Genomic DNA, 13,944 nt, shown 5'->3' on the forward strand with positions numbered 1-13,944 from the left:
GGTTTTGCGCGGGATAATGCGTAAAAACAAACGGATAGAGCGAGCACAGTAGATATGATTAAGCGCGACACGCTCTAGTGAAAGTCGCGTGAGTTCGGCATAATCTTCACATTCCTTGGATGGCGGGCCGTTGTCTGTGATGGCGTAATGAGCCGGTGCGGCTCGCGGCCGCTCATTTCGATAAGGACGGCTGAACGGTCTTCAAGCTTTGACGCTACCAGATGCACAACGCCTTCGGGACTGCGCTGAAGCTGTCCATCAATAAGGATCAGCCGTGCGCCCATCACCTCACGGCGAAATGCTTTCATGATTTTCGGCCAGACGACAATATTGGCAATGTCGGTTTCGTCTTCGATGGTGAGGAACACTACCCCCTTGGCGCTGCCGGGGCGTTGACGCACAGTCACAACACCCGCCACTTTCATGCGACGACCGTTTGCCCCTTCCTGTATGGAACGACAGGTGGAAAAGCCTTCTGACATAAGTTCTTCACGCAGATATTGCAGGGGATGCCCCTTGAGCGAGAGCCGCGTTGTCTCATAATCGGCAATCACATGTTCGGATGCTGCCATTGCAGGGAGTTTTGTATGCGGTTCTTCTGCCAGTTCGCTGGTTGCGGCAGCGCGAAACAGTGGAAGCGTTTCATCATTGGGCAGGCGACGCACAGCCCATAAAGCGGCGCGGCGATCCATATCGATCGAGCCGAAAGCGTCGGCATCGGCAAGAAGCGTGAAAGCATGTCGATCGAGCCGCAAGCGTCGATGCATGTCCTCAATGCTCCTGTAAGGCTCGTGCTGACCGGCAATAAGGAGATTGCTGGCGTCACGGGAAAATCCATCAATCTGACGGAAACCAAGCCGCAGCGCCAGCAGATTTGGATCGGGCGTATCCTCCAGAATATTATCCCACTGGCTAAAATTTACGTCCACTGGCCGTACGATGACTTTATGGTCGCGCGCATCGCGCACGATCTGGGCGGGTGCATAAAACCCCATCGGTTGCGAATTGAGCAGCGCTGCTGCGAATATGTCTGGGTGATGGCATTTGATCCATGCCGAAATATAGACAAGATGCGCGAAACTCGCCGCATGGCTTTCCGGAAAGCCATATTCACCAAACCCCTTGATCTGGTTGAAGCAGTTTTCGGCAAAGATTCTATCATAGCCACGGTTGACCATGCCATCGATCATCTTTTTTTCCATGGTGTGGATGGTACCCATCTTGCGGAATGTCGCCATGGCGCGGCGCAACAGATTGGCTTCATCGGGCGTAAATCTGGCTGCTTCAATGGCAATGCGCATGGCCTGTTCCTGAAACAGCGGCACGCCTTTGGTCTTTTCCAGAATGTTTTTCAGCTCATCCGGCTCACCATGCTCCGGTGAAGGAGCGGGGTAGATTACATTCTCTGGATTTTTTCTATTTCGCAGATAGGGATGCACCATATCTCCCTGAATAGGGCCGGGACGTACAATGGCCACCTGAATGACAAGGTCGTAATATTTTCGCGGACGCAGCCGCGGCAGCATGTTCATCTGTGCACGGCTTTCAACCTGAAACACCCCAAGCGAATCACCCTTACAAAGCATGTCGTAGACGACCTCATCCTCTCGCTCCAAAGTGGCGAGTGTCAGCTTTCTGCCGTTATAGAGATGCGGCTTGTGCAGGTGAATGAGATCAAACGCTTTGCGGATGCAAGTGAGCATGCCCAGTGAAAGTACATCGACCTTCATCAGCCCCACTTCATCAATATCGTCCTTGTCCCATTCGATAAAATAGCGCTTGTCCATTGCAGCCGGACCGATGGGTACGGTTTCGTCCAGCCGATCACGGGTGAGCACAAAGCCGCCGACATGCTGTGACAGGTGGCGAGGGAAGCCGATCAGTTCCAGCACCAGTTCAACAGCGCGTCGGATGATGGGATTGTCGGGATCAAGACCCGCTTGCCGGATATGTTGCTTGTCGATGCCGCCGCCCGATATGCCCCATACGGTATTGGCAAGCGCTGCTGTCACATCCTCCGTTAGCCCAAGCGCTTTGCCGACATCGCGGATAGCACTACGGGAACGATAACTGATGACGGTGGCGACAATCGCCGCGCGATCCGTAGAATAGCGCTCATAGATATATTGCATCACCTCTTCGCGCCGCTCATGCTCGAAATCGACGTCTATATCCGGCGGTTCTTTGCGCTCCACAGAAAGGAAACGCTCAAACAGAAGATCGACTTCTGTCGGGTCAACACCCGTTATGCCAAGGCAGAAACACACAACGGAATTGGCGGCTGAACCGCGCCCCTGACAGAGTATCCCCTTTGATCGGGCATAGCGGACAATGTCATAGACAGTCAGAAAATAGGCGGCATACTGGAGCTGTTCAATCAGCGCGAGCTCCTTGTTGATGAGTGCCTGAACTTTGGCAGGAATTGTGCCTGCACCAAAATGAGCGGCAGCACCTTCCCATGCCAGATCATGCAAATGCTGCTGCGGTGTCTTGCCGGGCGGCACCGGTTCATCGGGATAGTCATATTTCAACTCATCGAGCCGGAATGTGATGGGCGCGATAAAATCGGCGGTCGCTTTGACGGATTGCGGATAGTCGCGAAACAGCCGAACCATCTCCTGTGGCGGTTTCAGATGCCTCTCGGCGTTCTTTTTAAGCAGTCGACCGGCTGCAAAAACTGTGCTGTGATGACGTGTTGCTGTCAGCACATCCTGCAAAGCGCGCCGATCAGTATGATGATAAAGCACATCATTGGTGGCGAGCAGGGGCACATTTGCTTCTGTCGCAAAACGCGCAATGCGTTCCGCACGACGTCCATCATGGCCCTGATGCGGCATGGTCATTGCCAGCCAGACGCAACCGGGTGCAGCTTTTGCTATTTCCTTCAGCTGTATTGCAAAATCAGACTCGTCTTCTTCCGGGGCAAAGACGGCAATCTGGAACTGCCGCGCACGAAACAGCAGATCAGACCATTCGAGATGACATTCTCCCTTGGTAAGCGCGCGGTGTTTTCCCGTTGTTAGCAATTGGCATAATTGCCCATAGGCTGGGCGATCCCGTGGATAGACAACCATATCCGGTGTGCCGTCTATGAAAGAAAGGCGGCAGCCGATGAACAGCCGGAAGTCGCATGTCTCCCGAATATCCTTCCATGCGGCATGCGCCCGCACCACACCTGCCAGTGTGTTGCGGTCAGCAATGCCGATGCCGGAAAGGCCGAGTGCATGCGCCTGTAACACCAGTTCATGCGGATGTGAGGCTCCGCTCAAGAAGGAAAAATTGCTGGCCGCAGCCATTTCATAAAAATCGGCCATCACGCGAACAGCCCATGTAAAAACCAGCGCGGGTAATTCGCACCGTGATAAAGCCCTTCACGGAAAATCCAGAAGCGCTGTCCGTTGTCGTCCTCGACCCGATAATAGTCGCGCAAATCCGGCACGTCATGGCCGATCGCGAGCCACCATTCCGGCTCGATCCGTTCCGGCCCTTCGGCAAGGCGCACATGATGGCGCACACGCCGCCATACGAAAAACGAAGGCGGGCTATCAGGTACTTCCGCAATAGATTCGATTGGCTGCGGCGGACGAAACAGCTTTATCGGGCGTGCCGGGGGATCACCTGCAAGTGTTTTGCCATTTGCATAATCGGTTGCGTCTTTCGGATTTCCCTGCATGGCCGAACGAAGTCCGAAAGCCCGTTCTGGCATATGTGTATCGCGCGCAAAGGAGATGAGCACGCGCTTTGCCCCCAGCCGCGCTGAGAGCCGGTCGATTAGCTGGCTAAAGCCTGCTCTGTCTTCCTCGTTCTGGTCGAGCCCGGTCTGATGCTGCGCAATTCTGCCACTGCGCAATGCCGCAAGGCGGATTATGTCGAAACCAAAACCGGCATCAAGCGGATCAGTCAGTGCATTGAGCCGTTCACGCATAAGACGCATAAAAACCCTGTCTTCACGCAGCGGCTGGCCGGTTTCAATGCGAATATGGCGCACCTTACCATCGACGCGGAAAAAGCTCGCTTCAAGCAAGACTACGCCTTTGCCCTCGGTCTCAAGAAGGGCGAATAACTCCTGTGCCAGCTCCTGTAAAATACGCTCGACCAGTTCCATCACCGATACAGGTTCTGACAAGCGGCGTTCAGTGATGCGAAGCGGCATGATACGCAAGGGCGAAATTGGTGCACGTTCATTGCGCGATAGCCAGTCGAGCTTTGTTGCAAGATCACTCCCAAAGCGGGCGGTGAGAGCCGCACGGGGAAGGCTCATCACATCGCTGATCTGTTTCAGACCGGCGCGTTTGAGACCCGTTTCCGCAGCCTCTGTCAGTTCAAGGGATGAAAGTGGCAGGCGGGGCACCAACTGATCACTATCCAGCCTGCTAAAAACGCCACCTTTGGTGCCGCGTGCCAGAAGCCTTGCGGCAAAGCTGTTATCGGCAATGGCTGCCTGCACACCAAGTCCAGTGCGCTCAAGACGCTGAACAATATCCGCGCGCATGGCACAAAGTCCGCCAAACAGATGCGCACAGCCCGTAATGTCGAGCATCAGCCCATGCGGCTGGTCGAAGGCTATCAGAGGGGTGTAGCGTTCACACCAAAAGGCAAGACGCTTAAGCAATATAGCATCCTGCTCCGGGGCTGCTGCGACAACTTCAAGTCTTTCAATGCGGGCGCGCGCATCTGTTAGCGCCATGCCGGGAAACAGGCCAAGTTTTGCTGCGCTCATGTCCACCGATGTCAGACGAAGCGCATTGACTGTGCGCTCGGTCAAGACAAGCGGCAGGTTCTGCCTGCGCTCATGCGGAGTGGCGCGGCAAATTCGGTCGGTCGGCAGAAACGGAAACCACAGCGCGAGGAACAAGCGCTCTGATGTTGCGCTCTGCTGTTCCAAATTCAAAGGTTTCATTGTTCCATTCCATGATCCATTGTCCGCATGTGCCATGCCGGTTGCGCTCCAATACGGCGGAAAACGCAGGTCTTCCGGGAGCATTGGCCCCGCTGGAGCGGGACAATGCCTGTGCAACCCGCCAACGGCTGACGGCTGCACTTTGCACGCTTGTTCGATGACTTCTGAGCAAGATGAGAGGCAGTTGCGCTGCTTGTGTTGCCAGCAACAAACGACGCGAAGCGGTCAGGTCTAGGCATTTGGGTTGCCCGGTCACCGAGGCAACAACACTTGAGATGAAATGCGATGCCTTTTGGCCGCTTCCTGCATCCACTGCATCGCTTGCGGCCTTCAACACATCCTGTGCCGAAGGACAGCGGACAATCAGAAGCCGCGATGGATCGATCCCGAAGGCGTGAAGCCCCGGCGGATAAAGCCCGCCATATTCGCTTGCAGCGGCTTCTTCCTCAATCCAGATGATAGGTCTTTTTGACTGTGAAGCGCGCAAGGTAAGTGCGAGAGCAAAACCAGTTGCCGCCATATGCGCGCCGGGATTGTCGGCAAAAACCTCATGCAGCGCATCGCCTGCAAGCCCATGCGGAAAAGCATCGTCGGCGCCTGCAAGTCCAAGCGTGAAGCTGCGGGCACGCCCGTTGCCTGTACCTGTCTCATCTGTAAAATTTGACTGTGAGGCATTGCCCGCAATGGCCGTAACCATGCGCCGCAACGCCGCGATGTCGATGCCGCTCACGTCGAAATCCTGTGTTTTTAAAGATGCAATTCCAGACGTAAAACCGCTTCACATTTTGACTGGAATTGCCACTTGTTCACTTTATGTTCTAGTATTGAATCGAGTCAGCAAAGAGTCAAGCACGATCATCTGTGAGTTGGTGTGGATAAGAAAAATGCTTCCCCTCAGATCGGTGAAAGGAAGCATTTATGGTCGTGATTGATCAGATCAGGTGGCTTCTTTGAAGGGCACGCCTGCGAGTTGCGCGAGATGACCGGGGAAGTCGGTGCCAGCACCTGCCGCATTGATGGTGTCAAAATAATCATGCCAGCCGGTGGCGGTGATTCCTGTAATCAACATGTCGAGTGCTGCCTCATCCGGGAAACGCCAAATAGCAAAAAAGCCCTGCTCTGGCGCATAAGGCTTGCTTGTATCAACCGGACCCAAAGCCAAAGCTTCGATACCAAGTTCTTCTAAGCCCCCCATCCCTGCACCGACTTTTTCAAAGAAAGTCTGCCTGCCGCTCGCATCAAGTTCAAGCCAGCTTGTCTTGGGTGAATAGAGTTCGGCGAGGTAATAAGTCATGTCATATCCTTTAGAGCGCATCCCGAAAAGTGTGAAACAGTTTTCGGACAAGATGCGCGTTAAAACAAAAATTTAGAGCGCCGATCTGATCCAATCAGATCGAAACGCGCCCTAGTGTTTCACTGATTTTAAAAGACTGCCCCGCATCGGTACGGCTCCAGATGCGGCGCAACAGGGTGCTCAGCAGTTGCTGTTCGCCAGTTGAAAGACCGCTCATCAGCCCTGCGATCCAAGCGGTGTGCTGATCGAAAAGCTCTTGTGCCAATCGCGCACCTTCGGATGTCAGCCTGACTGTGAGCTTGCGGCGATCCTGTGTATCTGCATGGCGCGCGAGAAAGCCGTCACGCTCCAGCCCATCCAGCAGGCCGGTAATGGTTGCGCGTGTCACGCCAGCGCGTTCTGAAAGCTCGTGCGGCGAGAGGCCGTCAGGTGCACTCCGCAACAGAAACAGCAGCACAAACTTACCCTCGGAAAGCTTGTGAGGTGCAAGCCTGTTCGCGCAGTCACGATCAATCGCAGCAGCCAGTGACAGTATTTCAAAACAGGCCTTCAGCTCGCCGGTTGACGGAGCTTTTCGACGTTCGAGTTCGCCCAGAAGGGCGTGATGCTTTTGTTCAATGATTTCCATATGGCGACATATAATATGGTGCCGTATTAAATGCAACTGATTTAAGTATGGGGTTGAAATTGGTTAGTCTTGATAGAGATCAATATACGATTTATATATGTTTCATATATACCAAACTGGAAAGCATGATGGGTATCGTAAAAATTGACGATGAACTGCATGAAGAAGTGCGTAAGGCGAGCGACGTCATGTGCCGCTCGATCAATGCGCAGGCTGAATACTGGATGAAAATCGGCATGCTGGCACAGGCAAATCCGGAACTATCATTCAATGAAATCGTGCAGATGCAGTTGCGTGCCGCCCATGTCGAGCTTCCTGATCTTGCGGTGCAGACCTCATGACCAAGACACCTGCCGAGCTGGAAAAGATGGCAGTTTCCGGTGCGCTGTTGGCTTCTGTCTTCACGCTTCTCGACCACACACCACTTGCCGGTATGAGTACGATGCAGGTCAATGATCTGGTCGAGGATTATATCACCCGCGAATTGCAGGCGCGTCCGGCCAGCAAGGGGCAATATGATTTTCCTTATGTGCTCAATGCCTCAAGGAATGAAGTGGTCTGCCACGGTATGCCGTCTCATGATGAAATCATCGCCAATGGCGAGATCATCAATTTTGATATTACGCTGGAGAAGGACGGCTTTATCGCTGATTCCAGCAAGACCTATATGGTTGGTGAGGTCGCTCCCTTCGCTTCGCGTCTGGTCCGTGTAACCTATGAAGCGCTGTGGAAGGGTATCGCTGCCGTGCGGCCCGGTGCAACGCTTGGTGACATTGGCTATGCTATTGAGCGTCACGCGAAGCGCCATGATTACAGCGTGGTGCGTGAATATTGCGGCCATGGCATTGGTCGTGAAATGCATGAAGAGCCGCAGGTTCTGCATTTTGGTAAGCCCGGCACCGGTGTCAGGCTGCGCGAAGGCATGGTGTTCACCATTGAGCCGATGCTCAATCAGGGCGCGGCCAAAGTGAAGACTGAAAAAGACGGCTGGACCGTGGTGACGCGCGACGGAAAACTCTCGGCGCAGTTTGAGCATACCGTGGCAGTCACGTCGAATGGCGTGCGGGTGCTGACCTTACGCCCCGGCGAAGAAAAGATGCTTGGCTCTATCAGCCACGCGGTGTGAGGATCATGCGATTTTTCCAGCAAGCAAAAGAATAAACATGATCGTCCCGCCAACACTCATCCCGCTTGCCAGAATTGTCCCTAAGATTGCAGGCACGAGTTTCAGAAACGAAACATAGGGCGATATTTCAAGCTGAAATTCTGGCCGGGCTTTTTCAGGCGTGAGGCAGGTAATCTCGTAATCGCCAGGTCTCACGCATTCAAAATTTCCCAGCGCATGAGAAGCATAGCCGCGCATATCGGTGCGTCTGACACCGAGCAGAGAGCGGCTTGTAGAGCGATAGGCAATTGCTGCGCTGCTCTCGCGTTCCCTTATCGCAAATTGCGTCGAGAAATAAGCTATTCTCGTGACAACAGTTGATGGCGGAAACACGATGCTGACCGTACATCGTCCGGATTTTGGCAAATGGAAGACGTGTGGTTGATCATTGGCTGCAAAGCGATGACGGACCACTGGCATGATGATGCCCCACAGGACGCGGATGCAGCGGATCAGCAGATAAATGCCAGACGGAGTGCAAAGAGGCATTGCCAGATAGAGAAGCACGGCTCACGTTCCGTTTAATTTTTAAACAGAAAAAGCCCGCCGGGAGGCGGGCTTTTGTCATGCTTTTAAAGGCCTAACGACGGTCGCGTGCAGCCAATGTGCGCAGGCGAAGCGCATTGAGCTTGATGAAGCCTGCTGCGTCCTTCTGATCATATGCGCCCTGATCGTCTTCAAACGTTACGAGCTTGTCGGAATAGAGCGACTTGTCGCTTTCACGACCTGTCACAATCACATTGCCCTTATAGAGCTTGAGCGTGACTTCACCTTCGACATGGCGCTGGCTGAGGTCGATAGCGGCCTGCAACATTTCGCGCTCTGGCGAGAACCAGAAACCGTAATAGATCAGTTCTGCATAGCGCGGCATCAACTCATCCTTGAGATGAGCTGCACCACGATCAAGCGTGATCGATTCGATGGCACGGTGTGCAGCCAACAGGATCGTACCGCCCGGCGTTTCATAAACGCCGCGTGATTTCATGCCGACGAACCGGTTTTCAACCAGATCAAGACGACCAATGCCGTTGTCGCGGCCGTAATCATTGAGCTTGGCAAGCACTGTTGCAGGCGACAGACGTTCGCCATTGATCGAAACCGCGTCACCCTTTTCAAAGCCAATCTTGATGATCGTTGGCGTGTCAGGGGCAGCTTCCGGCGAAATCGTGCGCATGTGCACATATTCAGGAGCTTCAACTGCCGGATCTTCCAGAACCTTGCCCTCGGAAGACGAATGCAGAAGATTGGCGTCGACCGAGAAAGGTGCTTCGCCCTTCTTGTCCTTGGCAACCGGGATCTGGTGCTGTTCAGCAAATTCGAGCAGATGCGTACGGCTCTTGAAGGCCCAATCACGCCATGGCGCGATGATCTTGATGTCCGGGTTCAGCGCATAAGCGGAAAGCTCGAAGCGAACCTGATCGTTGCCCTTGCCGGTTGCGCCGTGTGCAATTGCATCAGCGCCGGTCTTTTTGGCGATTTCGATCAGGTGCTTGGAGATCAGCGGACGGGCAATCGACGTGCCGAGTAGGTAAACGCCTTCATAGACGGCATTGGCGCGGAACATCGGAAAGACGAAATCGCGCACGAACTCTTCGCGCACGTCCTCAACGAAGATTTCCTTGATGCCCATCATTTCCGCTTTTTTGCGGGCTGGCTCAAGTTCTTCGCCCTGACCGAGATCGGCGGTAAAGGTTACGACTTCCGCGTTAAGCTCTGTCTGCAACCATTTCAGGATAATTGAGGTGTCGAGACCGCCCGAATAGGCGAGAACGACTTTCTTGACGTCTTTCAGCTTGCTCATAGTTCACTTCCGTCTGATGCGATGAAGGCTTGTTGCAAGTCTTTTATCAGTTGCTAAGCCGCGTGCAACCCAGATGACATTTTCTTATGAAAAACCATCGAAGAATCCTATGGCGGCGCAATTGAATTCGCGTTAGCTTGCCGCGAATTCTCGGAGTCTCATTCGATGTCTTTTCTGACAAATCTGACCTTCATTCCTGAGGGGACGGTTTTTATCCAGTTCGCGATAGCAACAGCTATTCTGTCGATCACGCCCGGTCCTGACATGACGCTTTTCGTGGGGCGGGCGCTTTCTCAAGGCAAGGCCGCTGGCTTTGCTTGCATGGCTGGAGCAAGCACAGGTATCGTCATTCATACGAGCATGGTGGCGCTGGGGCTTTCGGCACTCATCGTTGCATCGCCAGCAGCCTTCACAGCGCTCAAAGCAATTGGGGCGATTTATCTCGTCTGGCTTGCAGTACAGGCGATCCGCAAGGGGTCGGCATTCTCGCCGGAAAAGAATGGCGGCAAGAAACACACGCTGGTTCAGAACTGGGCGACCGGGCTGGGCATTAATCTGCTTAATCCGAAGATCATCCTGTTCAACATGACCTTCCTGCCGCAGTTTGTTTCCGCACATGATCCTCATGCCGCAGGAAAACTGTTTTTTCTGGGCCTGTCGTTTATTCCGCTGGCATTGCCATTCACCATTCCGATGGTGGTTGCAGCCGATAGGTTCGCGGGTCTTCTCAAGAAAAACCCAACGGTCACGCGGATTGTGGACTGGCTCTTTGCAGGTGTTTTTTCGGCTTTTGCGCTGAAAATTCTTACCGCACAGGCGAAGTAAGATTATGCAGCCGGGCGGCTCAACAATCGTCCGGCATTGCAACCGGCTATCAGCCAATAGACGAAGCCGCCGACAACGCCTGAACAGGCAAAAGCCCCTGTCATAAGTGCGAGACCTGCGGCGATATTCTGATCAGCGACCGCGAAAAGCGATCCCGTTCCCATTGCAAGCAGCCCGATCACCAGACCACCGATGCAATAAGGCAGCGATGATTTCCAGCCGCGCGCCTCGCTGATCACGATCAGCACCACTGCCGGAAAAAAGCTGAAACCACCCGCCATAAATGCCAGAACTGGCCCACCAACGAGGACCGCTGCATAAAAGCCGGTCGTATCCCAGCTGTTGCGGATTTCCGTGAAAACGTCCTCAAAGAACGGGTCTGACATGGCATAGCCAAGCACATCGATCTGGCTATACAAAATGGCCGCCAGAAAAAAACCAGCTGCCAGAACGGCTAAACAATAGCCGAAAACGATAATGGCAAAGCGCGTGATATAATCAAACGTATCGGTCAAACGCGTTTAATCTCCATGGCCCGCTATCATCATCGCTTCAAGCGCCAGACGTTCAGTCTTGCGCATGCGTTCTGATTCAGACTTCAACTGACCGCAAGCTGCCAGAATATCACGACCGCGTGGCGTGCGGATTGGCGAAGCATAACCGGCCGCATTTACATAATCGGCAAAGCGTTCAATATGCTCCCAGTCCGAGCACTGGTAGTTGGTGCCGGGCCATGGATTGAACGGGATAAGATTGATCTTGGCAGGAATGCCGCGCAGCAACTTTACCAGAAGCTTGGCATCTTCCATGCTGTCATTGACGTCCTTGAGCATCACATATTCAAAGGTGATGCGCTTGGCATTGGACAGGCCCGGATATTCGCGGCAAGCCTTGAGAAGCTGTTCCAGCGGATATTTTTTGTTGATCGGCACCAGAAGATCGCGCAATTCATCGCGCACCGCATGCAGCGAAATTGCCAGCATCACGCCGATTTCTTCGCCGGTGCGATAGATTTCCGGCACAACGCCAGAGGTCGAAAGGGTGATGCGGCGCTTGGAAAGCGCCAACCCATCGCCGTCAGACGCAATCAGCAGAGCCTTTTTCACTTCTTCGAAGTTATAAAGTGGTTCGCCCATACCCATCATGACGATATTGGTGACCTTGCGTCCTTCCGCCGGAACGATGGCACCGTCCGGCGTGTTCGTGTCTGGGAAATCGCCAAGACGGTCACGCGCCGTCATCAACTGTGCCAGAATTTCTTCTGATGTGAGATTGCGTACCAGCTTCTGTGTGCCGGTATGGCAGAAGGTACAGGTCAGCGTGCAGCCAACCTGCGAAGAAATACAAAGCGTGCCGCGGCCTTCTTCAGGGATGTAGACGCATTCGATTTCGACAGGGCGCCCTGCACCACGCGGCGGAAAGCGGAACAGCCACTTGCGCGTTCCATCCTGCGAAATCTGCTCTTCAACCACTTCCGGGCGCGCAATGGTGAAATGCTGCGCCAGAAGAGCGCGCAAATCCTTGGAAATATTGCGCATATCGGCAAAATCAGAAACGCCGCGCACGTATAGCCAGTGCCAGAGCTGCGCAATGCGCATCTTGACCTGCTTTGGCAAGACGCCAATCTTGATCAGCGCCTCAGCCATTTCCTCACGCGACATGCCGACGAGCGACGGCTTCTGCTCCATATTTGCACGCACATGGCGGGCAAGCTGGTCGCGCGTATCATCAATGGTTAGGTCGAACGAAATGGACATCTGTTTTCAACTGTTGGGGGCGACCGCATAAAGCGCCCGATAATTTTGTCGATTGCATGGATATATGGGCTCGTTCATTCGAAATGCGAGCCCTGTTGCGCGCGGACATAGCACACAATATTGCATCCGTCATCCCGCAGTCTGTCGCGGCAGACATGCATAAGTGGCGATACGACAGCAAAAAGAAAAGCCGGAGCGAAGCCCCGGCTTGTAGTTTTAGCATGAACTGATTGGCTTATTTGCAATTCTGAATAGCTGCGAGTGCAGCCGAAATGCCTTTGAGCGAATAGGTGTAACTGGTTTTTGTACCGCGCTTGGACTGCGCCTGTACCTTCATGTCCGCGCCACCGCGCATGGCTGCGATTAGCTGCGGTTCTTCCGCTGCATTTTCCATCCAGCCGGATTTTCCATTGACGAACATTGTAAAATTGCGATTTCCCACGGTAACAATAACCTTGGCATTCGCATTGGTGTTCAGTTCATAACCAGCCATGAACTGTGGTTCTAAGCTGATATTCTGGCCCGGCTTCTGGCTGACGAGGAAGAAGTTATCGCCATGATCGACATTGGCGGGTGCTTTCTGCGTCGGAACCGACAGGACATAGCAAACCTTGCCATTGCCTGACTGATAGCTATATGCGCCCCAGGCGTCGAACTGCTTAATCTGGGTCGGTGTCTGGGCGAGTGCCGAACCCGCCATTGCAATCGTAAACACCGAAGCCGCGACGATCGATTTTCCAAGCATGATTTTTTACCGGTTCTCTTTCGTTTGCTTCAAAGTCGAATATCGGGATGTCGCCGCTTAACACGCCGTCCCGTTTTGTGACCCTTAATGTGACTTAATCTGGGTTACCAAACGGTGAAGTTTTGAAAGAAAACTTGAACGAGCAAGTCCGTGACCCCACGATCCCGTTGCCAAGTTCAATGAAAAGAAAGCGGCAAGAGTTTGTCATACCGCATCAATTTGCTATCAAGCTGCTGTTTGCGCGTAACAAATCTGTGAAGGATTAAGACGTTTCGCTGTCTTCACGAAGCGCTTCATGTGCTGCAATGCGGTGTGCGGGCGTTATATGGGTGCGTACGGCAGTGAGTGCGGCCATAAGAACGGCAATGTCATCGGTGAAGCCAATTCCGACCAGCATATCGGGAATGACATCGAAGGGCATGACGAAATAAGCAAGCGCTGCCATCAGTGTCATACGTACGCGGGTTGGCGTGTTCTGGTCGAGCGCGCAATAATAAGCCGCAACGACTTCATCCATGAACGGGACCATGCGACCGGCGCGGCGCGCGGTCTTCCAGAATCCTTTTTTCACCCGGTCCTGGCGATTGTTGAAATCACCTTCATTTCCGGGTTCGAGGATTTCATCAATTTTGACGTTATCCATCTTTGGCTCAAACTCCTGTCAGCCAGTTACTGATGACTTGACGATATTCAACATGGGAATATTGCAATAACTTTTCAAGATTGCACAGTTTTGTCCCTGCCAGAAACGACAGCTACACCAGTCCTCCCAAATCACCAGAATATGGTTTCCAGTTAAGAGGGCCGTTCTTCGGCTCATCATATGGAG

General features: G+C 53.5%; 14 protein-coding genes. 3 read left to right on the plus strand and 11 right to left on the minus strand.

The window, feature by feature from the left end; all coding sequences use genetic code 11:
* Window positions 1-74 precede the first annotated feature (74 nt).
* The 5 genes from CEV31_RS05950 to CEV31_RS05970 all read right to left on the minus strand — a co-directional run bounded on the left by CEV31_RS05950 (window position 75) and on the right by CEV31_RS05970 (window position 6,822).
* Window positions 75-3,314: an error-prone DNA polymerase gene (locus CEV31_RS05950; RefSeq protein WP_094506098.1), complete on the minus strand. Its 3,240-nt coding sequence runs from the start codon at window positions 3,312-3,314 to the stop codon at window positions 75-77.
* The gene (locus tag CEV31_RS05955; protein WP_094506533.1) at window positions 3,314-4,765 is read right to left on the minus strand and encodes a Y-family DNA polymerase; all 1,452 of its coding nucleotides are present in this window, start codon (window positions 4,763-4,765) and stop codon (window positions 3,314-3,316) included. Before CEV31_RS05955 ends, CEV31_RS05950 begins: the two co-directional genes overlap by 1 nt.
* A 25-nt stretch (window positions 4,766-4,790) precedes the next feature.
* On the minus strand, window positions 4,791-5,630 hold the full coding sequence (locus CEV31_RS05960; RefSeq protein WP_094506100.1) for an ImuA family protein: 840 nt from the start codon (window positions 5,628-5,630) through the stop codon (window positions 4,791-4,793).
* Window positions 5,631-5,837: 207 nt separating this feature from the next.
* Entirely contained in the window at window positions 5,838-6,194 is a 357-nt protein-coding gene (locus tag CEV31_RS05965; RefSeq protein ID WP_094506101.1) for a DUF6616 family protein, read from the minus strand.
* Window positions 6,195-6,288: 94 nt separating this feature from the next.
* Window positions 6,289-6,822: a MarR family winged helix-turn-helix transcriptional regulator gene (locus CEV31_RS05970; protein WP_094506103.1), complete on the minus strand. Its 534-nt coding sequence runs from the start codon at window positions 6,820-6,822 to the stop codon at window positions 6,289-6,291.
* A 128-nt stretch (window positions 6,823-6,950) separates the two neighbouring features.
* Here CEV31_RS05970 and CEV31_RS05975 point away from each other — a divergent pair, with 128 nt between their 5' ends.
* The gene (locus tag CEV31_RS05975; protein ID WP_094506534.1) at window positions 6,951-7,163 is read left to right on the plus strand and encodes a ParD-like family protein; all 213 of its coding nucleotides are present in this window, start codon (window positions 6,951-6,953) and stop codon (window positions 7,161-7,163) included.
* Window positions 7,160-7,948: a type I methionyl aminopeptidase gene (gene map, locus CEV31_RS05980; protein ID WP_094506104.1), complete on the plus strand. Its 789-nt coding sequence runs from the start codon at window positions 7,160-7,162 to the stop codon at window positions 7,946-7,948. Before CEV31_RS05975 ends, map begins: the two co-directional genes overlap by 4 nt.
* A 3-nt stretch (window positions 7,949-7,951) precedes the next feature.
* Here the strand turns inward: map and CEV31_RS05985 are convergent, their stop codons facing one another.
* Both CEV31_RS05985 and CEV31_RS05990 read right to left on the minus strand, forming a co-directional pair.
* Window positions 7,952-8,494 (minus strand): hypothetical protein, encoded by a 543-nt coding sequence (locus CEV31_RS05985; protein WP_210190891.1) that lies wholly within the window; start codon window positions 8,492-8,494, stop codon window positions 7,952-7,954.
* A 73-nt stretch (window positions 8,495-8,567) separates the two neighbouring features.
* Entirely contained in the window at window positions 8,568-9,788 is a 1,221-nt protein-coding gene (locus tag CEV31_RS05990; RefSeq protein WP_094506106.1) for an argininosuccinate synthase, read from the minus strand.
* 165 nt (window positions 9,789-9,953) lie between these two features.
* Here CEV31_RS05990 and CEV31_RS05995 point away from each other — a divergent pair, with 165 nt between their 5' ends.
* Window positions 9,954-10,613: a LysE family translocator gene (locus tag CEV31_RS05995; RefSeq protein WP_094506107.1), complete on the plus strand. Its 660-nt coding sequence runs from the start codon at window positions 9,954-9,956 to the stop codon at window positions 10,611-10,613.
* Window positions 10,614-10,615: 2 nt separating this feature from the next.
* Here the strand turns inward: CEV31_RS05995 and CEV31_RS06000 are convergent, their stop codons facing one another.
* The 4 genes from CEV31_RS06000 to CEV31_RS06015 all read right to left on the minus strand — a co-directional run bounded on the left by CEV31_RS06000 (window position 10,616) and on the right by CEV31_RS06015 (window position 13,758).
* On the minus strand, window positions 10,616-11,128 hold the full coding sequence (locus CEV31_RS06000) for a hypothetical protein (protein WP_094506109.1): 513 nt from the start codon (window positions 11,126-11,128) through the stop codon (window positions 10,616-10,618).
* A 6-nt stretch (window positions 11,129-11,134) separates the two neighbouring features.
* Window positions 11,135-12,370, minus strand: a complete 1,236-nt coding sequence (rlmN, locus tag CEV31_RS06005) for a 23S rRNA (adenine(2503)-C(2))-methyltransferase RlmN (protein WP_094506110.1) — start codon at window positions 12,368-12,370, stop codon at window positions 11,135-11,137.
* A 235-nt stretch (window positions 12,371-12,605) separates the two neighbouring features.
* A complete protein-coding gene (locus CEV31_RS06010; RefSeq protein ID WP_094506112.1) occupies window positions 12,606-13,115 on the minus strand; it encodes an invasion associated locus B family protein in 510 nt (169 codons plus the stop codon).
* Window positions 13,116-13,377: 262 nt separating this feature from the next.
* Window positions 13,378-13,758: a YkvA family protein gene (locus CEV31_RS06015; RefSeq protein ID WP_094506113.1), complete on the minus strand. Its 381-nt coding sequence runs from the start codon at window positions 13,756-13,758 to the stop codon at window positions 13,378-13,380.
* Window positions 13,759-13,944 lie beyond the last annotated feature (186 nt).

The sequence above is a fragment of the Brucella thiophenivorans genome (genome assembly GCF_002252445.1).
GTDB classification, from domain to species: Bacteria; Pseudomonadota; Alphaproteobacteria; order Rhizobiales; family Rhizobiaceae; genus Brucella; species Brucella thiophenivorans.